This is a genomic window from Aminobacter sp. Piv2-1 (assembly GCF_037625995.1).
GTDB lineage: Bacteria > Pseudomonadota > Alphaproteobacteria > Rhizobiales > Rhizobiaceae > Aminobacter.
Map to the genome: position 1 here is coordinate 279,804 of NZ_JARKMU010000004.1, position 23,492 is coordinate 303,295.

The following is a 23,492-nucleotide window of genomic DNA, read 5'->3' on the forward strand; positions in this document are numbered from 1 at the left end:
CCATGATCAGCCGTTGCCATTTACTGCCTATTTGTTGTGCATCGAAAAAGAGGTGCCCGATAAATCGTCAGCCGTTCCGATCCTGCCCTTGGGCGGCGATGTAGCCATCAAGTTCGTCGGGATCGAACAGGCTGCCGTCGAAGAAGCCGTCCGGGCCGAGAGTGAGGCTCGCACCCGCCGAACCGACCGGGGTCGTAGCGGCAAGCGCGCCCTCGACCTTGGCATTGGCGCCCGGCAGGGCGACGCCCAAGGGCTTGAGGGCGGCGCGGTAGAGGTCGGGCCTGTAGGTTTCGCGGGCAACGGCCGTGTTTCCCGCCGAATGCCCGACCTGCCCCCAACGCACCATCTGGCTGTAGAACCACAGTGCGTGGCTCTTCCATGGGAAGGTCGCCGCCTTGGCTTGCGGGACAAAGAAATCCTGGACATCAACGGTTGCGTCCGGACCTATGTGCATGCGGCCCGACAGCGCCGGCCGCATCCATTCCGCCGGCCGCCCGACATAGGCGGGGGCGGCCAGGATGGCCGCCAGTTCCTGATGATTGGCAGGTTCGGCGCACCATTGCGCCGAGCGGTAGACGGCGCGCAGCAGTGCCGCCAGCGCGTCGTCGTTTGCTTCGGCCCAGCGCGCGTCGGCGCCCAGCACCTTTTCTGGGCTCGACCGCCATATCTTGGCCTTCACGGTGGCGATTTGCCCGTGGCCGAGCATGACGGCCGCCGTATTCCAGGGCTCGCCGGCGCAGAAGCCGTCGAGCGCGCCCGAGCCGAGCGCATCCGCCATCAGCGGCGGCGGCACGATCACGATCTCTGCCTTGCGGTCGGGATCGATGCCGCAGGCGGCAAGCCAGTAGCGCAGTTCGTAGTTATGCCCCGAATGAGGATGCACGACCGCGAAACGCAGCGGCGGCTGGCCGCCGCCGGCTTTCTCCGCCACTACAGCGCGGAGCGCGTCGCCGGCCGCGCGCGGCGCAAGATCATCGGTGGCGCCATGCGCCGCCATCCTTGCCCACAACGCATTCGACACGGTGACGGCGTTGCCGCCAAGCCCGAGCGCCATCGGCACTATGGTGGTCGCGGCCAGCGGCGTCAGCCCGAGGTTGCAGGCGATCGGCATTGGCGCCAGCATGTGCGCCACCTGGAAGTGGCCGACGGCGAGCCGGTCGCGAACATTGGCCCATGATGTCTCGCGGACGAGGTTGAGCGCTACGCCCTCGTCCGCCGCAAAGCCCTTCTCTCGCGCGGCGACCAGCAGCGCGCTGTCGAGCAGCGGCAGGAAACCGGCGGCGATCTCGAAGCGGGCGTCGGTCATGCGTCGTCTCCCAGCAGGCCCGCCGCGGTCACCAGGCTTTGCGCGATCTCGGCGAGCTTGCGGTTCTGGTTCATCGCGGTCTTGCGCAAGAGTGCATAGGCATCCGCCTCGGAGAGCCCGCGCGACTTCATCAAAATGCCCTTGGCGCGGTCGATCACCTTGCGGTTCTCGAGTTCGCTGCGCGCCTCCTCGAGTTCGCGCGTCAGCCGCGCAAAGGCATTGAAGCGGCTCACCGCCATGTCGAGGATCGGCTTGACCCGCTCGCGCTTCAGGCCGTCGACGATATAGGCCGACACGCCGGCATCGACCGCTGCCTCTATCGAGGCACTGTCGGAGCGGTCGACGAACATGGCGATCGGCCGCTTCACCGCGCGCGAAAGCTGGAACATGTTCTCCAGCATGTCGCGGTTGGGGTTTTCCAGATCGATGACGATGACGTCGGGATTGACCTCGGCGATGCGCTTGGCGATGCCGGAGACATCGTGCACCAGCGTCACGTCCTCATGGCCGGCCTCCCGCAGCCCGGCCTCGATGATCGAGGCGCGGATTCGGTTTTCGTCGATCACGAGCACGGCGAGGGGCTTGGCGGTCATCGACCGCTATTTTGCGCGCATCCGCGCATTGTGCAATGCAGCAGAGCAAATTTCGTCACTCCACACACGGGTCCCGGTCGTCAGGCGATTTTTCCGTAGCGCTTGATCAGGCGGTCGCGCTTCAGCTTGGAAAGCCGCTGGATCCAGAAGATGCCATCCAGCTGGTCGATCTCATGCTGGTGGCAGACGGCCAGGAACCCGTCGGCCTTTTCCGTTTGCCGCCGGCCGTGCAGGTCCTGGTAGGCGATCTCGACGCTGGCGTGGCGCTCGATCTCCTCGACGAAGCCGGGCATCGAAACGCTGCCCTCAGTATGCCTGATCTTCTCCTGCGATGCCCAGGTGATGCTCGGATTGACGTAGATGCGCACGTCCTGCGGCGACAGTTCGAGCGCGACGAGCCGCCTGGCAACTCCAATATGCGGGGCGGTAATGCCGACCCCGGGCGCGGCCCGCATGGTGTCGATGAGATCGCCGGCCAGAGCGCGCAAGCCGTCGTCGAATACGACCACGGGCTCGGCCACCGCGTGCAGGCGCGCATCAGGGAACTTCACAATCTGCCGGACCGCCACCCTTTCCCCCATCTAGAACGTTCGCTTGGAGCGGATCACACGCCGGGCGCCGTCATGCAAGGGTCATCGGGAGATGCTCGGGCCCGGCGGCTGCCGCCCGGGCTGTTCACCCGACCTCCACCCACACCGGTGCGTGATCGCTGGCGTCGTCGCGGCCGCGCACGTCGCGGTCGATGCCCACACCCCGCAGACGCTTCGCCATCTGGCAGTCGAGCAGCAGGTGATCGAGCCTGAGGCCGCCATTGCGTTGCCACCGGTTCCGGCGATAGTCCCAGAACGTATAGACGCCATCCTCCGGAAAGGCCTCGCGCACGGCGTCCGTCCAACCCTGGTCGAGCAGCCGGCGGAAACTGGCGCGGCTTTCAGGCTGCACCAGTGCATTGTCGTCGTAGGAACTGGTCTCGTACACGTCGCGCGGCTCGGGAGCGACATTGTAGTCGCCGGCGAGAACGACCGGCACGCCGGCAGCGACAAGGCCCTGGGCATGGGCGTTGAGCCGCTTATGCCAGGCAAGCTTGTAGTCGAATTTTGGACCAGGCTGTGGGTTACCGTTCGGCGCATAAAGCGAGGCGATCAACACGCCCCCGACGGCCGCCTCGATGTAGCGCGCCTGGCGATCGCCGTCGTCGCCGGGCAGATCCCATCGGGTCACGATCGGCTCGGTGTCGCGCGCGAGGATCGCCACTCCGTTCCAGGTCGATTGCCCGCGAAAGACTGCGCCGTAGCCCGCGCCCTCGATGGCGGATTTCGGGAAATCCGCATCGGATGTCTTGAGCTCCTGAAGGCAGACGACATCCGGTTTCGCGTCGCCCAGCCAGTCGAGCAGATTCTGCAGCCGCCTGTTGACGTTGTTGATGTTGAAGGTTGCAATCTTCACGCCGGCATCCTAGCGCGACAGGGCGTCCGCCCATGCCGCGACCTTCTCGGCCATGGTCTTGAGGTGATCGGCGGCGGAGAAGCCGGAGATCGCCTTGCGCGGCTTGAGGTCGTGGTCGCCGTCTTCCAGCCAGAGCAGTTCGATGCGCTCGGAGAGTGCGTAGGTCGGTACCTCCTCGCGGGTGCCGAATTCGTCGCGCGTACCCTGGACGATGAGCGTCGGCGTCTGCAGCGTGGCCAGGTGCCTGGTACGCAGTTGCTCCGGCTTCCCCGGCGGATGGAACGGATAGCCCAGGCAGAGCAGGCCGGCGATCTTGCCCTGCGCGAAAAGATCGTCGGCGACCATGCTGGCGACACGCCCCCCCATCGACTTGCCGCCGATAACGAGCGGACCTCTGGCGCTCAGTTGCTCCACCGCCGCCCGATATTCGGGATTGAGCGTCTCGGCGCGGGGAGGCGGCTTGCGCGCGCCTTCCGTGCGTCGCGCCCCCATGTAGCCGAACTCGAAGCGTGCGACGCGGAAGCTGGCATCCGCCAGGGCCTTTGCAGCCGCGTTCATCGAGGCGGAGTCCATCGGCGCGCCTGCGCCATGCGCGAGCAGGATGGTGGCTCGGGCATCCTCGGCGCCATCGTAGAGGAATGCGATGCTCATTCAGCCTGCCGTACGTTGCTTGAAATGAAGGTCGGCATACTGGACGCCCCGGGCTGCGGCCTGCGCCCATTCGGAGGTGGCGTCGAGTTCGAGATAGGCCGACCACCAGCGTCGCGCCTCGAGGAGATTGTCCGCCTCGTATTCCAGATTGGCGAGATTGAACATCGCGTCGGCATAGGTGGGATCGAGTGCGATCGCCCTCCGCAGGTGGCGACGGGCAGCACCCGCCTTGCCTTGCGCTGCAAGCAGGCCCGCAAGGTTGAACCAGGCTTCGACAAACCTGGGGTCGAGCTTGATCGCCCGCATGTAGCCTTGCGCGGCTTCCGCCTCCAGGCCGTCGGCACGCAGGCAGTTGGCGCGGTTGAAGGCGGCCACGCTGTCGGCCGGATCGACCGCGAGACAGCGGCCGTACAGCGCCGCCGCTTCGGCGAAGTGACCGTCCTCCTCGGCGTCCTCAGCAAGGGCGAACAGCTCGTCTGCCTCGACGTCGTCTGCGCGGCCGAGCGGCAGAAGCCCCTGGCCGTCGAGCTCGGACAGGCCTTCGCCGAGCCGCGCATAGATGGCGTCCCGGCCATCCGCGTGCAGCGACAAAGCGGTCAGCGAGGCGACCGCGCCGGAACGATGGACCGAGCGCGCGATGGCGCTCCAGCCCGCGCCGGAAGCGAGCAGCCCGGCATATTTGCGTGCCAGGATCAGGTCGCGAAACGAGTAGGGCTCGGCGTGGTGCTCGAAAGCGTCGAACAGTGAAAGCATGTCGAACGCGCGCGGCGGGATCTTCGATTGCTCGATCAGCGACTGCCGGGTCATTGCCGACTGTTCCGGCGCGCCGAGCAGCCCGAGCATCCGCAGAAAGCCGTTTTCGCTAAGCGGCGTGACGCTGACGGACAGCATGTCGAGCCGTGCTTCCAGCTTGGTCTCGCTCGTCTCGTCGAGCAGTCGTCGCCCGAACACGACATGGGTCGTGCGCCGCGTCGTGCCATGCTGCAATTCGCCGCCCTGCCGCTCGACCTCGCGCGCGGCGAGGCGGCGGGGAAATGCGGCGAGCGCGCCTACGAGCCCGAAGACCTGACCAGCGGCTGCCGTCACTTCTTCGCCTTCGACTTGCCGCCCGCGACCGCCGTCAGCTTCGCCGCCGGCTTCTCGGCCGCCTCGCTCTTGCCCTTGCTCTTGGCCGGTGGCTTAGACTGGCCGAGGCTCGCCTTCAGCGCGTCCATGAGGTTGATGACGTTGCCGCGCTCGGGTGCCGCCGCGATGATCGGCTTGTGGCCCTTCAGCTTCTCCTTGATCATGTTCATCAAGGCGATCTCGTAGCGATCCTCGTAATTCTTCGGATCGAACTTGGTGAGCTTCTGCTTGATCAGCGCCTCGGCGAGCTGGAGCATTTCAGGTTCCGGCTTGCCGGCGGGAATGTTGCCGAAATACTCGGCCGTGCCGCGCACCTCGCTCGGATTGCGCAGGGTGCAGACGAACATGCCGTTGTCGCGCGAGCCGATGGTCACCACCCTCTCGCGGCTCGACAGCACCAGCCGCGCGATGGCGAGCTTGCCGGACTTGCGCATCGCCTCGCGCAGCACGACGAAGGTCTCTTCGGCCATCGCCCCGTCGGGTGCGAGATAATAGGGCGAGTCCTGGTAGATGACGTCGACGTCGTCTTCGTCGACGAAAGCCTCGATGTTCATCGTGTGGTTGGACTCGATGCGCACGCTTTCGAGGTCGGCTTCCTCGATGATGACGTACTTCTTGTCCTCGTATTCATAGCCCTTGACGAGGTCGGAGCGGTCGACGAGCCCGATTTCCGGATCGACGGGTTTCATGTTGATCCGGTTGTGGGTGTCCTTGTGCAGCTGGTTGAAGCTGATGCGCTCACTCGAACTGGTGGCGGGGTAGAGCCGAACCGGGCAACTCACCAGGCTCAACTTCAGGTATCCTTTCCAAGTCGCCCTGGGGGCCATGCTCGTCTCCTACGCGATTACATGATCAAGACTTGTTCTTGGCACTGACCGAGGCCGGAATATCTCGGGCATGGTCTGCGATATCTGCCCAAGGGTCGCCGGACCTGGCCAGAAGACCCGGCAGCGAAGAATAGTTCAAATCCTCGGGAGCGTCGATGGACTCGAGATCGCTCCAACTCAACGGCGTCGAGGCCGGCATTCCGGTCCGCGCCCGCAGCGAATAGGGTGCTGCCGCAGTGGCACTGCGCGCGTTGCGGTGGAAATCGATGAAGATGCGCTTCTTGCGGTTCTCCTTGCCCATCGTGGTGGTGAAGGTCGAGGGCGCGGTGGCGGCAATGCGCGACGAGATGGCACTCGTCGCCTGGTGCACCTGTTTCCAGCCGAGCTTGCGCTCGAGCGGCACCACGACATGGATGCCTCGGCCTCCCGAGGTCTTGGCAAAGGGGACGAGGCCGAGCTTCTCGAGTTCGCCGCGCACATGCACGGCCGCTTCGACCACTTCGCGCCAGGCGATGCCATCGCCGGGGTCGAGGTCGAAGACGATCCGGTCAGGCTTGTCGAGGTGCTTGCGCAACGCGCCCCAGACATGGAATTCGACCACGCCGAACTGGGCGAGCGCCAGATAGCCCTTGGCGTCCTCGAGCGAGATGTAAGTCTTGGTCTCGTCGTCTGAATTCCTGGTGTCGAAGGAGGCGATGGTCGGCGGCATGCCGGAGAATGCGTGGCGCTGGAAGAAGCAGTCCTGCAGCCTCACGCTCGGGCAACGGAACAGCGATACCGGCCGGCCGAGGATATGCGGCAGCATGAAATCGCCGACCGCCGCGTAGTAGACGGCGATGTCGAGCTTGGTGGGTCCGGACTTGCCGAGGATCCGACGCTCCGGATTGGTGATCGTTATGCCTGCGAGGTCCGCGTCGGTGATGAGCCGCTTGCGCTCGATCTGGGGTGAAGCGGTGAGCTCCGCCTCGCGCAGCCCCTTGAACACGGCATGGCGCAGTGCATTGTCCGTGGTGCGGTTTGCATAGTGGATGCGGGCATTGAGCACTGGCCGCACGGGAATGACCTCCTTCGGCGCCCCGTCGAGCTTCGCCGCGCCGTCGCGGAGACCTTCGAGCCGGTGCAGCAGGGTTTCCAACGTCCCGGCGTCGAAGCCGGTTCCCACCTTGCCGCGATAATGGAGTTCGCCGTCCACCCACTCCCCGAGCGCCAGTGCTGCCAGCCCCTCGGCCGCTTGGGATGTCGTGTAGCCGGCGATGACGAACTCGCCGCGCTGCAGCGCCTTGGTCTTCGTCCAGCTGTGCGTCCGTCCGGAAACATATTGGGCGGACAGACGCTTGGAGACTATGCCCTCCAGCCCCATCTCGGTGACGCTGTCATAGAGCGCCTTGCCGTCGCCGATGACGTGGTCGCAGAATTGCAGGGCGCTGCGCGCATCGACGTGGCCGGCGAGCAGCTTTTCCAGAAGCGCCTTGCGCTGGTCGAGCTGGACCTTCGTCAGGTCCCAGCCGTTGAGATAGAGGAGATCGAAGGCATAGAACACCAGCTGCCTGTCATGGCCGCTCGCGAGCGCGTCCTGAAGAGCGGCGAAGCGGCTGATGCCGCGCTCGTCGAGGACCACGATCTCGCCGTCGATGATGGCTTCGCTGCATGGCAGGCGGCGGAAGGCCATCGGCAGCGTGCCGTAGCGCTTGGTCCAGTCCAGCCCGCTGCGGGTGATCAGCCTGGTCGCGCCGTCAGCGACATGCGCCATGGTCCGGTAGCCGTCGAGCTTGATCTCATGCAGCCAGTCCCTGCCGGAGACCGGACTTTCGATCGCTGTCGCGAGCTGCGGCTCGATGCGGACGGGCATGGCTGAGCGGACCGCGCCGGCAAGCTTTTCGGGTTTCAAGTCCTCGGGCTTCGTCGGCGGTTTGCGGGATGGGGCAAGCTCCTCGATCAGCCGGCCCGACTTCACGCTTTTCGGCCTTGAGGCGAGGACGTCGAGTTCGGCATCGGCAGCTGGGTCGTGCTCCTTGATCAGCAGCCAGTTGCGCTTCTCCTCGTCGGCCCGCGGCTTGAGCCGGGCGAGCATCCAGCCGCCCCTCAGCTTCTCGCCCCACAGCCGGAACTTGAACGCGCCCTTCTCCAGAGCTGCATGGGCCTCCTCCATGGGCGCCCAGGTGCCGGTGTCCCAGACGATCATCGGCCCGCCGCCATACTCGCCCTCGGGGATCAGGCCTTCGAAGTCGATATATTCAAGCGGATGATCCTCGGTCTCGACCGCCAGCCGCCGGTCGGCAGGGTTGAGCGAGGGGCCGCGCGGCACCGCCCAGCTTTTCAGCACGCCGTCGAGTTCGAGACGCAGATCGTAGTGATCGGCCGTGGCGTGATGCTTGTGCACGACGAAACGGTTGCCTTGCGCCGCTTCCGTGCGGCCGCGCGGTTCGCTCGTCTTCGAGAAGTCTCGTTTCTGCCGGTAGCTGCGAAGCTTTTCAGCCGCCATGGCCCGAACTAACGCGGACCCGTGGTGTCGTCCGGCACCCTCTCGAGCTCCAGGTCCTTTGGGGTGGCTCCCGCCATGAGGCGCTCCAGCAGGTCGTCGCCGACATCATAATACTGGCCCGAGACCAGGATCCGCGAAATGGGCTGGCCGTTGCCGCGGAACCGTCTGGAACTGATGAATATCTTCTGGCGGTCGAGCGCTGCCGCGACTGCCTTGCGTTTCCTGATCTGGTTGGCGACCCGTGTACGCATAGTCCAGCGGTCCTCAACAACACTGGGAAACTATCGTTCAAAGTCCGCCCGGGATCAATGCGCAATACCGCGCCGGCTCTCGTCCGGTGGCTTCGAGCTATGCCGGCTCGGGGACAGGGGGTTGCGCTACCGTCTCCAGGCGTAGAGTTCTCCGGCTATTGCTTCGTCTTGTGCCGTGCCACGGCTGGCCGGAATCCTCGGCCTTGCCGCAGGCTCCTTCGCACGCGCCCAGCAGTAGTACAAAAGGAACGAGCCGATGGCGTAGGGCTGCAGGATGTCGACCTCGAAGAAGGACCGGATCACCAGTAGCGCGAGCAGCCCCGTCTGCAGCAGCGCTTCGGTCCGGTTACGCTCGCCGAGCAGCCGCTGGATGCAGAGGCGCAGGATAGCGAGCAGCGGCAGGACGATTGCCGCCGCCCCGACATAGCCGAGTTCGACCAGTGCTTCGATGTAGGTGTTGTGGAAGTGGAAACCGGTGCGCGAGGCGATATAGAATTCGCTCCACAGCCGCTCTGCCTCCGAAAAGCCCTGCACCCAGTAGGCCTGGTAGCCCACGCCGAGATAGGGTGCGAAGGCGGCTGCCTTCAGGCCCTCCTGCCAAAGATACGTCCGGCCCGTCAGGGTCGAATCTTTGCCGAAGGCGCCAAGCACCATGTCGACGGCACCGGCGTTCAGCGCGACCATTGTTGCGGCCAGCGCAATCGCCGTTCCGGCGGCGAAGAAGACCTTGCGGTGGGTAGGCGAAAAGGCGTCCAGCCCGGCCAGCGCGACGATCATGGCGACGACCGCCGGCGTGGCCAGCATCGACGTTACAGACTGCGACAAGACCAGGAGCACGGCCGAGAGCACGACAACACCGAATGCGCCGAGACGAGCCGCGCGGCCGCGTGTCAGGAAGAGCGCGAAATAGCAGCCGAAGACAATGCCCAGCGAGGCGTAGAAGCCGAGCTGGTTCTTGGAGCCGAAGGCGCCGACGAAGCTGTAGGTTCCGTCCAGGGCATCGTAGACCGATCCGCCGAACAGGATCGAATAGACGAGGACGACCGCGATACCCGCCAGCGCGCCGATGGCGAGCGTGCGTGCGTCGATGACGCGGGCGGCGATCACCGCACAGACGACATGCGTCAGATATTGCACCGCGGCGCGGGCGGTTGCGTCCGGCGCGTCCGACCAGAAGTAGGACAGGCAGGCGATAAGCGAAAAGGCCAGCAGTTGCGGGGAGCGAACGAGCCGGTCGAGGGTGAAGCGATAGTCGACCAGGATCAGCGGCAGCCACACCGCGTAGTAGGCGAGGATCGAAACCTGGCCGAGGCGGAAGGAGTAGGCGAAGACGAACAGCGAGACGGCGACCGCAAAAGCTCCGTAGAGCGTGTTGTCGCCCGGACGGATGAGGATTGATTTTCTGATGCGCATCTCTGGCGCCGGTCGTCGCGGGATCTTGCCTAGCGCACAGTCGCGTCGACGCGCTGCACCTTCACCACGTCGCCCGGCAGCACGGGGGTGTCCTCCGCCGCGGTGACCTGCTTGGCCTTGCCGCCCTCGTTGCGGACCAGCACATAGGACATGGACTGCTCGCCGCCTGCGGCCGTCACGGCGGCAGGCGCGAGGCCCACCGCTTCCGAAATCAGGCCCTTTTGCATGCGGGCCTTGAGCGTCACGGCGTTGAGTTCTGCCACCACCTTCTGCCGCTCGACCGCCAACTCCGACTCGGTATCGTTGCGGAGATCTATCGCGTCCTGCTCCGCCTTGCTGATATCCTGCTTGGCGCGCAGCGCTGCGGTTTCCAGGTCGAGGATCTTGCCTTCCATCTCGGCAATGGAACGCTCGGTGGAAAGCACGCGCGTGTTCACGACAAGGCCCTTCTGGGCGAGCGACCCGATGCCACTGAGTTCCTTCTTGGCCAATTCGACCTGGCGCTTCTGGGTTTCCGACTTCTGCCCGAGGGATTCGATCTCGCTCTGCAGCAGCTTCTTGAGGTTGTCGAGCGCCGCGAGCCTGAGCGAAACCTTCTTCTGCCGGGCGGTCATGATCGCCGTTTCGTCGGCGATCATCGCCGGCACCAGAGGGTTGGACGCGATGTCCTCGGGCGCGACGACCTCGGCCTTGCCGGCGAGTTCGGCTTCGATCCGCGCCTTTGTCACCAGCAGCCGTAGCTGCTCGTCGGTCAGCACGTCGTAGCTGCCCCTGGCGGCGATGACGTCGCGCTCGATGCGGGCGCCGGCGTCGGCGGCGCGGCGCAGGCCGCCGGCAATGCTGATCGCCTTGAGCACGGTAAGGTCCGGCGCGTAGGCGTACTGGCCGGGCGTCTGGATGTCACCGGAGATGTAGAACGGGCGGAACTGTGCCACCTCGACCGATGCCTCGGGCCGGTCGGGAAGGCCGAATTTTTCCTGCAGCGTCTTGCCGATGGTCTCGGCGATCTCGGCTGTCGTCTTGCCGGCGGCCGCCGTTTCGCCGACGAACGGCAGCGAAAGGTTGCCTGTCGGCCCGACCGTGTAGTCGCCGCTGACCGAGGACCAGTCACGGAACGCACCCTCTACCGTCTGCCATTCGACGACGCGGATCGTAAGCTTGTCTTGACTGCCAAGCAGGTATTCCGCGGCGAGAGCAGGGGAGGCAAGCAGCGCTGCGGCGAGGACGCCGCCGAGCCAAGCCGGGACTTTCGCCGCGCAGCGGCGGCGGGTCATGTAGTGCGAAATCAAGTCGTTCGTCCGTTCCTTTGCCCGGTCGCCTGGACCGTGGCGGGGTGGGAAATGCCGTGCCAGCCCCCAACCCAGGGCACGACTTCTAGCGTCGCGGCTCAGTAGCTGCCGCGTGACAGGCAGACGGCCGGAACCGTCTTCAGGATAATGCGGATGTCCTGGACCAGCGACCAGTTCTCCACATAGTGGCGATCGAACGCCACCCGGCTGTCGTATGACACATCATTGCGGCCGCTGACCTGCCACAGGCCGGTGAGGCCGGGCCGGGACTTCAGGTAGAAGACGGCGGCCTTGCCGTAATATTCGAGTTCGTCGCGTACCACGGGCCTCGGCCCCACGATGCTCATGTCGCCGAGCAGGATGTTGATGATCTGCGGCAGCTCGTCGAGGCTCAGCTTGCGCAGCACCGTCCCGACCCGCGTGACGCGCGGGTCGTCCTTCAGCTTGCGGGTCGCTTCCCATTCGCTCTTGGCGTCGGGGTTGTCGCGGAAGTGGGCCGCGAGCACCGCGTCCCCATCCGACACCATGGTCCGGAACTTCAGGCAGTGGAAGACGCTTCCGCCTCGCCCCACGCGGCGGTGGCCGTAAAGGACCGACCCGCCATCCGAAGCCTTCACCAGCAGCGCGATCAGCAGAAAGAGCGGGCTCAGTACGAGCACCCCTGCCGCCGCGCCGGCGATGTCGAATGCGCGTTTGATGCCCCCCCCCAAGGGAGGTGCTGTCTCCGCGTCTATATATTGGAGGTCCAAGCTGGTCGACTTGGCTGTTTCCCTCATGCTGCAACTCCAGTTGGCCGATGAATTGCCGCGGGCGACGTTACCAATGTCATGTTGCGCCGCAACACACGATTTCTTGGCGCTTGAAACAATAGCGCTAATCAATGACGATTGGTTGGCCATGTTGTGCACAAAGAATGCGCAATGTGACAGTTTTGTGGCCAAGAATATAATATTTTAGATACGTATTATGTGAAAACCAGCAGACCAGGATTTTAAGAATAGAGGTGAGATATTTATCGATAGGCGTCGGGTTGATCATAGAAAAACAAAAAATGTTACGAATGGCGGTCGAGTGGCGAAGATTCTTCTCGTTGAGGCCGGCTTCGGAAAACAGGATTTTTCAGAAGACGGAGCGGCAAATAGTGCGGCGCAACATTATGCGGATTCGTGCCGAGCGGGTGTTTGGCTTGCTGGCGGGTGGAGCGGCCAATATAGTAGGGACGCGTTCTTCCGATCGAGTGGCGGCCAGATCGTTGACGCATAAATATATGCGACGGACAAAGGCTGGCGGAAGCTTGCCGGGGCTAGGGGAGTTGCAAGTAACATGGTGATGAATTCAGCACCGGTGCCTCGGACTTCATGGGCAGCGGCATGACATTGCCAAAGTTCGTATTCGGCATGGTGATCGTGATCATCATCGTGTCGATTTGGTCCTACCTGGATGCTGCCAGCTGGGGCACGATTCTGCTGCGCGGCGTGATCTGCGCAGTGATTCTTCAGGTAGGATACTTCCTGGTCGTCCTTGCAATGGTCCTGCGCAGCGAGCCCAAACCCGCCCAGGCCAAGGATGCAGGCACGCCTGCCGCAGGCACTGCCGCCGTGGTGCCGGGAGACGACCTCACGCCCAAGGGCAGCTCGCACTGACGGCAGGCTCGTCACCTACCTTCGGCAATCGACCGTTTGGTAGCTGAGGCGGGCATCGGCGCTCGAAGATGACTTCGCGACATCCCCGATAACTGGTGGCATCGATAAACTATATCCGTGTTTGAAAGGCGCGACGACGGCGGAGGCCGAGTGCTTTCCGAACTCGAAGATGAACCGCCGTAACAAAAGTTGGGGTTCCCTTGTTCGCACCTGCAATATAGCTCTGGCGGCGGCGGGAAATGACGGAAAGGTAGCCGGCGTGAACGGAACCAGCGTCTGCGTCATTGTTGCTGCACGCAATGCAGCGGACACGATCGCTACTGCGATCGCCTCGGCTCTGCAGGAGCCGGAGGTGGCCGAGGTGGTGGTGGTCGACGACGCCTCTTCGGACGCGACGGAGGCCGTCGCACGCGGGGCCGACGACGGCAGCGGCCGGCTGACGGTGCTTCGCCTGGACGTCAATCGTGGACCGTCCTTCGCCCGCAACGTGGCGATACGCAGTTCGCGGGCGCCGTTCATCAGCATTCTCGACGCCGACGATTTCTTCCTGCCGGGGCGATTCGGGAACCTCGTCGGCAGCGCGGACTGGGATCTTGCTGCCGACAACATCGTCTTCATCCAGGGCGGTTCCGCACGCGAGGTCCTTTTGGGGGACGTGCAGCATTTCGCCGCCGAGCCCAGCTTCCTCGATTTCGCGCAGTTCATCGCAGGCAACATCTCGCGTCGCGGCGCGCAGCGCGGCGAACTCGGTTTCCTGAAGCCGGTGATGCAACGCGCTTTCCTTGAACGGCATGGATTGGGTTATGACGAGACGCTACGCCTTGGTGAAGACTACGCCCTTTACGCCCGGGCGATGCTCTCCGGCGCCCGTTTCAAGCTGATCCGCTCATGCGGCTACGGCGCGGTGGTGCGGCGCGATTCGCTCAGCGGCCAGCACCGAACCGAAGACCTGCGGCAGTTGGCGGACGCAGACCTGTCGCTGCTGGCAGTGCCCGGCATCGCGGCCGAAGCCAAGGCATGGCTGCACCGCCATGAACGGCATGTCCGGGACAAGTATCGCCTGCGGCACTTTCTCGACCTGAAGACTGCAAAAGGTGCCGGCGCTGCGCTCGCCTTCGGCTTGGCTTCGCCGGCGAATTTTCTCGGTGTCGCGCGCGGCGTGGCGATGGACAAGTTCGAGCCGCTGCGCCGATACTTGGCACCTTCCCGGTCGGAAGGCGCGCTTCGCCAACGCTACCTCCTGCCTGGCAAGGTGCTTGCCGGCGACAATGCCGGAGCTTCATGATGCCCCCGGAATCGGCACGGAGTACCTAGCATGGCCGCGATCTTCGGCTTCAAGACCCGTAGCCCGGACCGCGATCGGGAAACCGACAAGACGCGCTTCGAGCAACTGTCGCAGGTTCTGGTGCGACTCGCCGCCGAGATCGACTCGGAAGGCGCCGGGATCAGAAACCGCTACGAAAACGTGTCGGCCAACGCCGCCTTTCTGGCGGAAGCGGTCGACAACGATGCTGCATCGCCGCAGCGCATTGCGGAGATGGACCAGTTAACCAAGTCGATAAAAGGATGCCGCCGCCGCATCGATGCCCTTGAGGCCCAGGCGGCGTTCATCGACCGGCTTCGTCATTTGGTGGACACGTTTGTCGTCGATGGTCGCAGGACCGACGAGGAGTCGGCGACCAAACCGGCAGGCGGAAACATATAGCGCCGGCCATAGGCGGCACAGTCACCAAGGGAGGATGGAAGCGATTTTTGCTGGCCGAGGGATCAGCCCTTCGGCCGGAAGTGCGAATGCGATTCCCGGGCGGGAGGCGCAAGCAGGACAAGGATGAACTGGCAATGGAAGCTGTCAAATCCCTCTCGATCGGCCGCCGTGGTGCAGGTGCCGCTTGTGCGGCACTCGCCGGCATGCTGGCGGCAACGTCGGGCGCGCAGGCTCAGGATGCCACCGGCAAGTCCTTCGTCGACAATTTCGATAGTCTCAGCGGCTCGCGCTGGTTCGTTTCCGACGGCTGGAACAACGGCAAGCACCAGAACTGCACCTGGTCGAAGAGCCAGGTCAAGGTTTCCGGAGGGATGCTGAATCTCAGCTTCGAGAAGAAGCCCTACAAGGAACGCCAATATTCCTGCGGAGAGGTCCAGACCCGGGAGCGCTTCAGCTACGGCGTCTACGAAGCGCGGGTGAAAACCGATACCGGGTCCGGGCTCAATGCGGCGTTCTTCACCTATATCGGCCCGGTCGACAAGCAGCCGCACGACGAGATCGACTTCGAGGTCCTGACCAAGGATCCCTCCAAGGTCCAGGTCAACACCTATGTCGGCGGCAAACCCTACAACGAGAAGCTGGTCGACGTGCCGGGCGGCGCCGACAAGGGCTTCCATGACTATGCCTTCGTCTGGGAGAAGGAGCGGCTGCGCTGGTATGTCGACGGCCAACTGGTGCATGAGGCGACGGGGGCGACGCCGCTCCCGAGCAATGCGCAGAAGATCTTCTTCAGCCTGTGGGGCAGCGATACCCTCGGCGAATGGATGGGACCGTTCACTGATCCGGGCAGGGTGGTGACCATGTCGGTGGACCGGCTGGCCTTCACGGCGTTGGGCGAACCGTGCCAATTTGAGGAATCGGTGGCCTGCAAGCTGCAGTGATCCACTTGCGAAACGAAGGGGCCGGCCGCCATTGGGCCGGCCAGCATCAACGGGATTGCGTTCATGAAATTAACGGTCTTTGGAATTGGCTATGTCGGCCTCGTGCAGGCGGCCGTGCTCGCCGAGGTCGGCCATGACGTGGTTTGCGTCGATATCGACGCGGCCAAGGTCGAGCGGCTGAACCAGGGCTTCATCCCGATCTTCGAGCCGGGGCTCGAGGCCCTCGTGCGGGAAAACCATGCGGAAGGCCGCATCGTCTTCACAACTGACGCCGCCGCGGCGGTAAACCATGGCGAAATCCAGATGATCGCCGTCGGCACGCCGCAAGGTGAGGACGGGGCCGCCGACCTCAAATACGTGCTCTCGGTCGCCGAGGCGATCGGCCGCGAGATGCAGGGACCGAAAATCGTCGTCGGCAAGTCGACCGTGCCGGTTGGCACCGCGGACCGCGTCAGGGCAACGATGGCTCAGGCCTTGAAGGCGCGCGGTCGCGAAGACCTTACCTTCGATGTCGTCTCCAATCCAGAATTCCTCAAGGAAGGATCGGCCGTCGCCGATTGCATGAAGCCCGACCGCATCATTGTCGGCACCGGCAGCGAAGAGTCGGAAATGGTGATGCGCGAGCTCTATGCGCCGTTCAACCGCAACCACGAGAAGATGATCGTGACGGACGTGCGATCGGCCGAGTTCACCAAGTATGCGGCCAACTGCATGTTGGCCACCAAGATCAGCTTCATGAACGAGATGGCGAACCTCGCCGAACTGCTGGGGGCCGACGTCGAGGAGGTTCGCAAGGGCATCGGCTCCGATCCTCGCATCGGCTACCACTTCATCTATCCCGGCCTGGGCTACGGCGGCTCCTGCTTCCCCAAGGATGTGCGGGCGCTGATCCGCACAGCGGAGGACGTCGGCTTCGACGCCACGCTGCTGAAATCGGTCGAAGACCGCAACAACGCCCAGAAATCGGTGCTGTTCGACAAGGTCATGAGCTTCTTCAAGGGCAACCTCGCCGGCAAGACCTTTGCGCTTTGGGGGCTGGCCTTCAAGCCGAATACGGACGACATGCGCGAGGCGCCTTCGCGGACGCTGATGGAGGCCTTGTGGAAGGCCGGCGCCAAGGTGCAGGCCTACGATCCGGAGGCGATGCAGGAGTGCCAGTCGATCTACGGCCAGCGCGACGACCTGCTCCTGTGCGGCACCAAGGAGGCGGCGCTGCGCGGAGCCGATGGCCTGCTGATCGCCACGGAATGGAAGAACTTCCGCGCGCCTGCCTTCGACGTCGTCCGCAACTCGCTCACCACGCCCGTCATCTTCGACGGCCGCAACCTGTTCGACCCGAGGATCGTGGCCCGCCACGGCCTGCAATATTTCAGCATTGGCCGGCAGGCCGCGTGAGGAAACCAACCGGAGCTAGCGCATGAAGGTTCTGTTTGCCGGCGGCAACGGCTACACCCCCGAATTCAGCGGCGGGGTGCAGTCGAGCACCCATCACCTGGTCGAGCAACTGCGTGCCCATGGCCACGAGGCCTCTGTGCTTGCCGCATTGTTCGGCGACGGCATGTTCGGCTTCAAGGCGCGGGCGAAGATGAAGCTGCTGGGGCAGCGCGCCGTGATCGACTGCTTCCCCGGCTACCCGGTCGTGCGCGCGTGGTTCCCGTGGGAGGCCGCAGATTTTGCCGTGGACAAGCTCAGGCCCGACGTTGCGGTGGTCCAGTGCCACAAGTCGGTGCCGATCGGCAAAGCGCTCGAAGCGCAGGGCGTGCCCCTGGTCGTCTATCTGAGGAACGTCGAATTCCACGAACTCGCCGGCGATCTCAGGGAATTGCGTTCGGCGCACTACATCGCCAATTCGGAGTTCACGGCCCGCACCTACAAGGACAAGTTCGGCATCGAATCGACGGTCATCCCGCCAACCATCAATCCGGCGCTCTATGCCACCACGACGAGCGGCCAGTACGTCACCCTGATCAACCCTTACAACGAAAAAGGGTTCGAACTTGCCGTCAGCATCGCGGAGCGTTGCCGCGACATTCCCTTCCTGTTCGTCGAGAGCTGGAAGCTGGCCGACGATCATCGCGCGCGCATCGAGGAAACGATCGCACCGCTCGGCAATGTCAGGCTCGAAAGCCGAACCAACGACATGAAGACGGTCTATGGCCGCACGAAGGTCCTGCTTGCGCCGAGCAAGTGGGAGGAGGCCTGGGGCCGTGTGGCCTCGGAGGCGCATTGCAGCGGCATCCCGGTCGTCGGTTCGCGGCGCGGCGGCCTGCCCGAGGCCATCGGCAGCGGCGGCATCGTGCTCGACTACGATGCGCCGCTCGACCTCTGGGTCGCGGCGGTACGGCTGCTGTGGGACGACCAGGTCGAATACGAGCGACTGTCGGCGGAGGCGCGCGAGTTCTCCCGGCGCCCTCAACTCGAGCCCGACGCGCAGTTCGCCACCTTCATGGGCGTGCTCGAGAAGGCGGCCGCACAGCGCCTCGACCGGGCCGCGGCCTAGGCGCTCCCGTTTTGCCGACGGATTTCCAAGGGCGCGGAGAGATGAAGGTCTGTTTCGTGGTCGACAAGTTCCCCTCCCTTTCCGAGACTTTCGTCCTCGACCAGATATCGGGATGCCTCGAACGGGGCATGGAGGTCGGGGTCGTCTGCAACCAGACGACCTTCGGCACGGAGCCGAACGTCGACAATGCTCGTTGGCGCAACCTGCCTGCCGGCGTGGCGAGGTGGTGGGGTCCGCTTGCGCCACTGCGTCCCCATCTGCGCTACTGGTCCGGCCGGCTGTGGGACAAGGCGTCGACCGCGCTCGACGTCGCTCTCGCCGGCAAGCTCGAGAAGTACGACGTCATCGTCGCCCATTTCGGCAACAACGGCCTCAGGGTCGCGAGGGCCATGAAGCGGCGGCGCATCTCGGCGCCGCTGGTGACCGTCTTCCACGGCCATGACGTGGGCGCCCCCATGCATGACGGCACGCTGTCGCGCTACTGCGCCGTCTTCGAGCAGGGGACATTGCAGATGCCGGTCAACGGCTTCTTCCGCGCCGCGCTCATCGGCGCCGGCGCCGCCCCGGAAACAGCCATTGTGCACCACATGGGCGTGAAGACCGAGGAGATCGCATTCCGGCCGACAGAACGAGGCGACGCGCTGGCACTGATTTCGGTCTGCCGGCTGACCGAGAAGAAGGGTATCGAATATGCGCTCCGCGCGCTGTCGCATGTCTGGTCGCAGCGTCCGGATTTGGAATGGACCTACACCGTCGTCGGCGGGGGCGAACTCCTCGGCGACATGAAGGAACTGGCCGCGAGGCTGGGGATCGCGTCGCGTGTCGACTTTCTCGGCCCCCTCCCGCATGCGGAGGTCAAGCGACGGCTCGGCAAGGCGCATGTCTTTCTGCTTCCCAGCGTCAAGGCAGGCGACGGCGACCTCGAAGGCATTCCGGTGGCGCTGATGGAGGCCATGGCGGCAGGGCTCACCGTCGTCAGCACCTTCCATTCGGGTATTCCCGAACTGATCGAGGACGGTGTCAGCGGCCTGTTGGCCCTCGAACGCGACGTATCGGCGCTCGCCGAAAAGCTGATCTGGGCCGCCGACAATCCTGAGGCATGCGCAGCGCTCGCGGTGGCGGCACGGCGGAAGGTGGAAGACGACTTCAATTCCACGCGGCTCAACGACGAGTTTGCCGACACGCTGGTTCGGCTGGTCGAGGCGAGGGCAGCGGCATGACCGCCGAGCCCCAATCACTTGGACGCATCGCGTTGCGCGGTGGCGTGTTCACTGCCGGCGCCCAGGCCGCCAAGATGGTCATCCAGCTGCTGTCGGTGGTCATCCTGGCGCGGCTGCTCGCGCCGGAGGATTTCGGCCTCGTCGCCTCGGTCGGCCCTATCGTCGCCTTCGTCGGCTTGTTCCAGAATCTCGGGCTGCAGCAGGCGGTCATCCAGCGGCCGCAGATCGACCAGGCGCAGCTCAACCGGGTGTTCTGGATAAGCGCCCTTGCAGGGCTAGTGTGCACCGCCGCTGCAGCCGCGCTGTCGCCTGCAGTGTCCGCCTTCTACGGCGACGCGAGGATGACCGGGATCACGCTGGCTGCGGCGCTGCCGCTGTTGTTCGGCAGCCTTGCCGCCTTGCCGCTTGCCCTCATGAACCGCCACTTGCAGTTCGGCCAGCTGGCTATCAACGACGTGTTGACCGCCATGGCGGGGCTTGTTGCCGCCGTGGCGGCGGCCTATGCCGGCCTCGGCTATTGGTCGCTGGTCATCGGTCCTGCGGTCGGGGCGGTGGTGACCCTGCTCGGCGCCTGGTGGGCGACACGCTGGCAGCCGGGCAGGCCCGACGTGAAGGTCGATCGCGAGATCCTGTCCTTCGGGGCGAACCTCACGGGGTTCAACCTGGTCAACTTCTTCTCCCGCAACCTCGACAACATCCTCATCGGCAAGTTCTCGGGACCGATCGAACTCGGCTACTACGACCGCGCCTACAAGCTTTTGCTGTTTCCACTGCAGAACATCAACCAGCCGCTGTCGCGGCTGATGGTGCCGCTGCTCAGCCGCATCCAGGACGACAAGCCGCGTTTCCGCGACCTCTACCTCAGGACCAACTGGCTGCTTGCCGCAATCACCGTTCCCGGCATCGCCGCGCTCACCATCGCCGCCGAACCGGTCGTGTCGATCCTCTTCGGCGAGCGCTGGCTGCCGGTGGCTCCCATCTTCGCCTGGCTCGGCATCGCCGGCCTCATGCAGCCCGTGTCCAGCACGACGGGCTGGATCTTCATCTGCCAGGGCAAGACCAGCACGATGTTCCGGTGGGGCATCTATTCGGCGCTGACGACGGTGCTGTCCTTCGTCGTCGGCCTGAAATGGGGCGCGGTCGGCGTTGCAGCTGCCTATGCGGTCAGCGGCTATGTGCTGCGGCTGCCGGTCCTTGCCGTGTTGATGCAGCGCGTCGGACCGGTGTCGTCGGTCGACTTCCTGATGGTCCAGGCGCTGCTCATCGTCGCCGCGGCCGTCGCCTGGGTCGGCTACGGCTACCTGCTGGAAACGCTGGTCGGCCAGTCCAACATTCTAGCTGCGGCTTCCGCTGCCATCCTAAGCTACGCGGTGGCGTTGATCTTCATGCTCGCCGTGCCGCAGTCGCGCCGCGCTCTTGCCGAGGCCTGGAAGACCGTCGCCCGCAACATTCGCTGACGGCTCAGCAAGCAGGGGCCGGAGAAGATCCGCCGCCGACATCGCCGACGCGTGCTCCTCGAGCACTGCCGAGAGCGTGTCCCGCCGATAGGCGTCGAGCCCCCCGACAAGGGCTGCGAGCTTGCCGCAAGCCTCTTCGGGCGTGATTGTGTCGATGTCGAGCAGCAGGTTGGCCACGCCGACCCGCTTGGCCAGTTCCTTGGTCTTGAATTCGTAGGCGATCGGCAGCACCGGGACGCCGACGCACAGCGACATGATCATCATGTGCATGCGGGTCGCCACCACGAAGTCGAAGCCCTTGACCAGTTCCATCAGCTGTTCGGGCGTGTGAAAGGAGGGATCGACCGTCACATGCTCGGCGATCTCGGGAGCCAGCCCCGAAAAGATGGCTCGCGCGGTCTTCGAATCGTCATGGGCGTATTCCGGCACGCCCTGGCAGGTCGACACGAAGGTCACCTGCTTGCCATGCTCGCGCACCAGCCTGGTGGCGATTTCGCGAACGGAATCCATGTAGCGGCCCATACCGCCGGCACCGTCGCTGACGTAGTTCCAGTGGCGCACCGAGATGCCGACGCGACCGGTCGGCGCGGGCGCTTCACCGGACGAGAGGATAGCCTCGATCCGCTTCCTGTCGGCCAGCGCGAACACCGAGTCGGCGACGACATGGCACTTGCCGGGATCGTCGACCAGGCCGCGCAGGTGTTGCCGCGAACGCTCGTCGCGCAGCAGGATGAGCGGGCTGCGGTCGAACACGGGCTTCAGTTCGCGGCGGTTGTAGTCCTTGTCGAACGGCCCGAGCGACTGGGTGAAGAATATCGGGTCCTTGCCGAACAGACCATCGATCCGGAACTGGTTGAGACGCCGTTCCAGATTGTAGTTCTCGACCAGGTAGGTGCCGCCGGTGGTGATGACCAGATCCGCCTCGCGATACATGTCGAGGCTGCGGCGGTCCTCGGCGCCGAACATGGTTTCGTCGAGCGCCCGGCTCTTGCCGTAGTGCCGCAATGCGCTCAGCGCCAGCCTGTTGTAGATCGGCTTGGCGAGGTTCTTCAGCCGGTTGTCGTCGTAAGGGTACTTGAAGATCGATTCGGACAGGAGCTTGCGGATCTCGATGTCGGGATAATCCCGCTTCGGATAGAGCCGCGAGGCCACCTCGGGCTGGCTGTCGAAAACCTGGATCTGAAGGCTGCCCTCATAGGCCGACTTCAGAATGTGCCTGATAGCGAGCAGGATCGCGGCGTCTCCGGTGTTCAGGCAGACCGTGTTCTCGACAATGACTTTCTTCATGCAGGCTCGGCTCCTCGTTTCCATCCGGTCGATGGGAAAAGGCCAGACTAAACGGGCTATTTTGCGGCGCAACAAGAGTTGAGTGGTTGCCGGTCAATAATTGTTGCGGCGCAGCAAATCGTCCTCTAGCTTTCCCCGCGGGTGGGCCAAACTGCGAGCGTGGATTCATGCTGCATGTTCTGTACCTCGTGCATGACGTATCCGATCCAGCTGTTCGCCGTCGGGTCATCATGCTCAAGGCCGGCGGTGCACGTCTTACATTGGCCGGCTTCCGCCGGACCGCGGAACCGGTCGAAGACGTCGAGGGCTTGAAGCCCGTCGACCTCGGCCCGACCCGTGATGGCCGCTTCGCGCAGCGGCTCGGCGCGGTGGCCAAGGCCGCCGCGAGCATCTCCGCGTCGCTGAAAGGCGTGCCGGCCCCCGATATCGTCATGGCGCGCAATCTGGAGATGCTGGCGCTGGCACAGCGTGCGCGAACCGCGTTCGCTTCGTCCGCGCCCGTCGTCTACGAGTGCCTGGACATACATCGGCTTGTGCTTAGGGAAGACCTGGTCGGCATCGGCCTTCGTGGTGTCGAGCGTATGCTTGGCCGCAACGTGAAACTTCTGCTGACCAGTTCGCCTGCCTTCGTAAGGCAATACTTTCAGAGGTTCGGCCAGATCGACGCCCCCATCGAACTGGTCGAGAACAAGCTGCTCGACCTTGCCACCGATGCGGCCCAGCCGCCCTCCGGTCCGCCCCTGGCAGGTCCGCCCTGGCGCATCGGCTGGTTCGGCGCTTTGCGCTGCCGTCGCTCGCTCGAACTCTTGGCGGCCTTTACCCGCAACAGCGGGGGTCGCTTCGAAGTGACAATGCGCGGCAGGCCGTCGCTCACCGAGTTCCCGGATTTCCACGGTTTCGTCGCATCCGAGCCCCATTTGCAGTTTATGGGTGCCTATCGAAACCCGGAGGACATGGCCGGCATCTACAGGCAGGTGCACTTCTCCTGGGCGATCGACTTCTTCGAGGACGGCCAGAACTCGAAGTGGCTCCTGCCCAACCGGTTGTACGAAGGCGGCCGCTTCGGCGCTGTGCCAATAGCCATGGCGGAAACCGAGACCGCCAGTTTCCTGGACCGGCAGGGCGTCGGACTGATCCTCCGCGAACCCACACAAGAAGCTTTGACGGAAGCGCTCTCCGGCATGACGGCGGAGCGCTACGAGGTCCTGCGTCGCGGCGTGCTTGCTCGCGATCCGAAGACCTGGAGCTGTGACCGCTCCGACTGCCGCGCACTGGTTGCGACGCTCGAACGCGTCGCCTCCGATTCACGGGCCGGCGCGACCGGCGCCATCGCCGCCTGAAACGAAACAATCTCCA

Annotated in this window: 22 protein-coding genes; 9 read left to right on the forward strand and 13 right to left on the reverse strand. The window is 64.5% G+C overall.

Translation table 11 applies throughout. The features are described 5' to 3' along the window. Window positions 1-67: 67 nt before the first annotated feature. The 12 genes from AmiPiv_RS09585 to AmiPiv_RS09640 all read right to left on the reverse strand — a co-directional run bounded on the left by AmiPiv_RS09585 (window position 68) and on the right by AmiPiv_RS09640 (window position 12,159). A complete protein-coding gene (locus AmiPiv_RS09585; RefSeq protein WP_340037159.1) occupies window positions 68-1,306 on the reverse strand; it encodes a CmpA/NrtA family ABC transporter substrate-binding protein in 1,239 nt (412 codons plus the stop codon). Next, window positions 1,303-1,899, reverse strand: a complete 597-nt coding sequence (locus AmiPiv_RS09590) for an ANTAR domain-containing response regulator (protein ID WP_340037160.1) — start codon at window positions 1,897-1,899, stop codon at window positions 1,303-1,305. The genes AmiPiv_RS09585 and AmiPiv_RS09590 overlap by 4 nt, the downstream gene beginning before the upstream one ends. 80 nt (window positions 1,900-1,979) lie before the next feature. Next, entirely contained in the window at window positions 1,980-2,480 is a 501-nt protein-coding gene (locus AmiPiv_RS09595) for a peptide deformylase (protein WP_445206932.1), read from the reverse strand. A gap of 94 nt (window positions 2,481-2,574) precedes the next feature. Then, complete coding sequence (locus AmiPiv_RS09600) at window positions 2,575-3,345, reverse strand: exodeoxyribonuclease III (RefSeq protein WP_340037161.1); 771 nt, start codon at window positions 3,343-3,345, stop codon at window positions 2,575-2,577. 9 nt (window positions 3,346-3,354) lie between these two features. Then, a complete protein-coding gene (locus AmiPiv_RS09605; protein WP_340037162.1) occupies window positions 3,355-3,996 on the reverse strand; it encodes an alpha/beta hydrolase family protein in 642 nt (213 codons plus the stop codon). Next, on the reverse strand, window positions 3,997-5,082 hold the full coding sequence (locus tag AmiPiv_RS09610; protein ID WP_340037163.1) for a tetratricopeptide repeat protein: 1,086 nt from the start codon (window positions 5,080-5,082) through the stop codon (window positions 3,997-3,999). Further along, window positions 5,079-5,948, reverse strand: a complete 870-nt coding sequence (ku, locus tag AmiPiv_RS09615) for a non-homologous end joining protein Ku (RefSeq protein ID WP_340037164.1) — start codon at window positions 5,946-5,948, stop codon at window positions 5,079-5,081. Before ku ends, AmiPiv_RS09610 begins: the two co-directional genes overlap by 4 nt. 25 nt (window positions 5,949-5,973) lie before the next feature. Then, window positions 5,974-8,430 carry a DNA ligase D gene (gene ligD, locus AmiPiv_RS09620; protein ID WP_340037165.1) on the reverse strand — a complete coding sequence of 819 codons (2,457 nt, stop codon included), beginning with the start codon at window positions 8,428-8,430 and terminating at the stop codon, window positions 5,974-5,976. An 8-nt stretch (window positions 8,431-8,438) separates the two neighbouring features. Continuing rightward, on the reverse strand, window positions 8,439-8,681 hold the full coding sequence (locus tag AmiPiv_RS09625; protein ID WP_340037166.1) for a hypothetical protein: 243 nt from the start codon (window positions 8,679-8,681) through the stop codon (window positions 8,439-8,441). A 126-nt stretch (window positions 8,682-8,807) separates the two neighbouring features. Continuing rightward, window positions 8,808-10,094 carry an O-antigen ligase family protein gene (locus tag AmiPiv_RS09630; RefSeq protein WP_340037167.1) on the reverse strand — a complete coding sequence of 429 codons (1,287 nt, stop codon included), beginning with the start codon at window positions 10,092-10,094 and terminating at the stop codon, window positions 8,808-8,810. A 29-nt stretch (window positions 10,095-10,123) separates the two neighbouring features. Then, window positions 10,124-11,383 carry a polysaccharide biosynthesis/export family protein gene (locus AmiPiv_RS09635; RefSeq protein ID WP_340037168.1) on the reverse strand — a complete coding sequence of 420 codons (1,260 nt, stop codon included), beginning with the start codon at window positions 11,381-11,383 and terminating at the stop codon, window positions 10,124-10,126. A gap of 98 nt (window positions 11,384-11,481) precedes the next feature. Beyond that, window positions 11,482-12,159: a sugar transferase gene (locus AmiPiv_RS09640; RefSeq protein WP_340037169.1), complete on the reverse strand. Its 678-nt coding sequence runs from the start codon at window positions 12,157-12,159 to the stop codon at window positions 11,482-11,484. A gap of 594 nt (window positions 12,160-12,753) precedes the next feature. Here AmiPiv_RS09640 and AmiPiv_RS09645 point away from each other — a divergent pair. From AmiPiv_RS09645 to AmiPiv_RS09680, 8 genes are all read left to right on the forward strand, one after another. Further along, complete coding sequence (locus AmiPiv_RS09645; RefSeq protein WP_340037170.1) at window positions 12,754-13,026, forward strand: exopolysaccharide production repressor protein; 273 nt, start codon at window positions 12,754-12,756, stop codon at window positions 13,024-13,026. A gap of 259 nt (window positions 13,027-13,285) precedes the next feature. Continuing rightward, on the forward strand, window positions 13,286-14,311 hold the full coding sequence (locus AmiPiv_RS09650) for a glycosyltransferase family 2 protein (protein ID WP_340037172.1): 1,026 nt from the start codon (window positions 13,286-13,288) through the stop codon (window positions 14,309-14,311). 30 nt (window positions 14,312-14,341) lie between these two features. Next, a complete protein-coding gene (locus tag AmiPiv_RS09655; RefSeq protein ID WP_340037174.1) occupies window positions 14,342-14,731 on the forward strand; it encodes a hypothetical protein in 390 nt (129 codons plus the stop codon). Between the two features lie 134 nt (window positions 14,732-14,865). After that, window positions 14,866-15,672 (forward strand): glycoside hydrolase family 16 protein, encoded by an 807-nt coding sequence (locus AmiPiv_RS09660; protein WP_340037175.1) that lies wholly within the window; start codon window positions 14,866-14,868, stop codon window positions 15,670-15,672. A 63-nt stretch (window positions 15,673-15,735) separates the two neighbouring features. Then, a complete protein-coding gene (locus tag AmiPiv_RS09665; RefSeq protein ID WP_340037176.1) occupies window positions 15,736-17,067 on the forward strand; it encodes a UDP-glucose dehydrogenase family protein in 1,332 nt (443 codons plus the stop codon). A 22-nt stretch (window positions 17,068-17,089) separates the two neighbouring features. After that, a complete protein-coding gene (locus AmiPiv_RS09670) occupies window positions 17,090-18,172 on the forward strand; it encodes a glycosyltransferase (protein WP_340037177.1) in 1,083 nt (360 codons plus the stop codon). A 41-nt stretch (window positions 18,173-18,213) separates the two neighbouring features. Next, entirely contained in the window at window positions 18,214-19,392 is a 1,179-nt protein-coding gene (locus tag AmiPiv_RS09675) for a glycosyltransferase (protein ID WP_340037178.1), read from the forward strand. Then, complete coding sequence (locus AmiPiv_RS09680) at window positions 19,389-20,849, forward strand: lipopolysaccharide biosynthesis protein (protein WP_340037179.1); 1,461 nt, start codon at window positions 19,389-19,391, stop codon at window positions 20,847-20,849. The genes AmiPiv_RS09675 and AmiPiv_RS09680 overlap by 4 nt, the downstream gene beginning before the upstream one ends. Here AmiPiv_RS09680 and AmiPiv_RS09685 read toward each other — a convergent pair. After that, the gene (locus tag AmiPiv_RS09685) at window positions 20,751-22,136 is read right to left on the reverse strand and encodes a polysaccharide pyruvyl transferase family protein (RefSeq protein WP_340037180.1); all 1,386 of its coding nucleotides are present in this window, start codon (window positions 22,134-22,136) and stop codon (window positions 20,751-20,753) included. The two genes, AmiPiv_RS09680 and AmiPiv_RS09685, sit on opposite strands and share 99 nt — an antisense overlap. 167 nt (window positions 22,137-22,303) lie before the next feature. On the opposite strand from AmiPiv_RS09685, the gene AmiPiv_RS09690 reads away from it, so the two are divergent. Then, the gene (locus AmiPiv_RS09690; RefSeq protein WP_340037181.1) at window positions 22,304-23,476 is read left to right on the forward strand and encodes a glycosyl transferase family 1; all 1,173 of its coding nucleotides are present in this window, start codon (window positions 22,304-22,306) and stop codon (window positions 23,474-23,476) included. The last annotated feature ends 16 nt before the right edge of the window (window positions 23,477-23,492 follow it).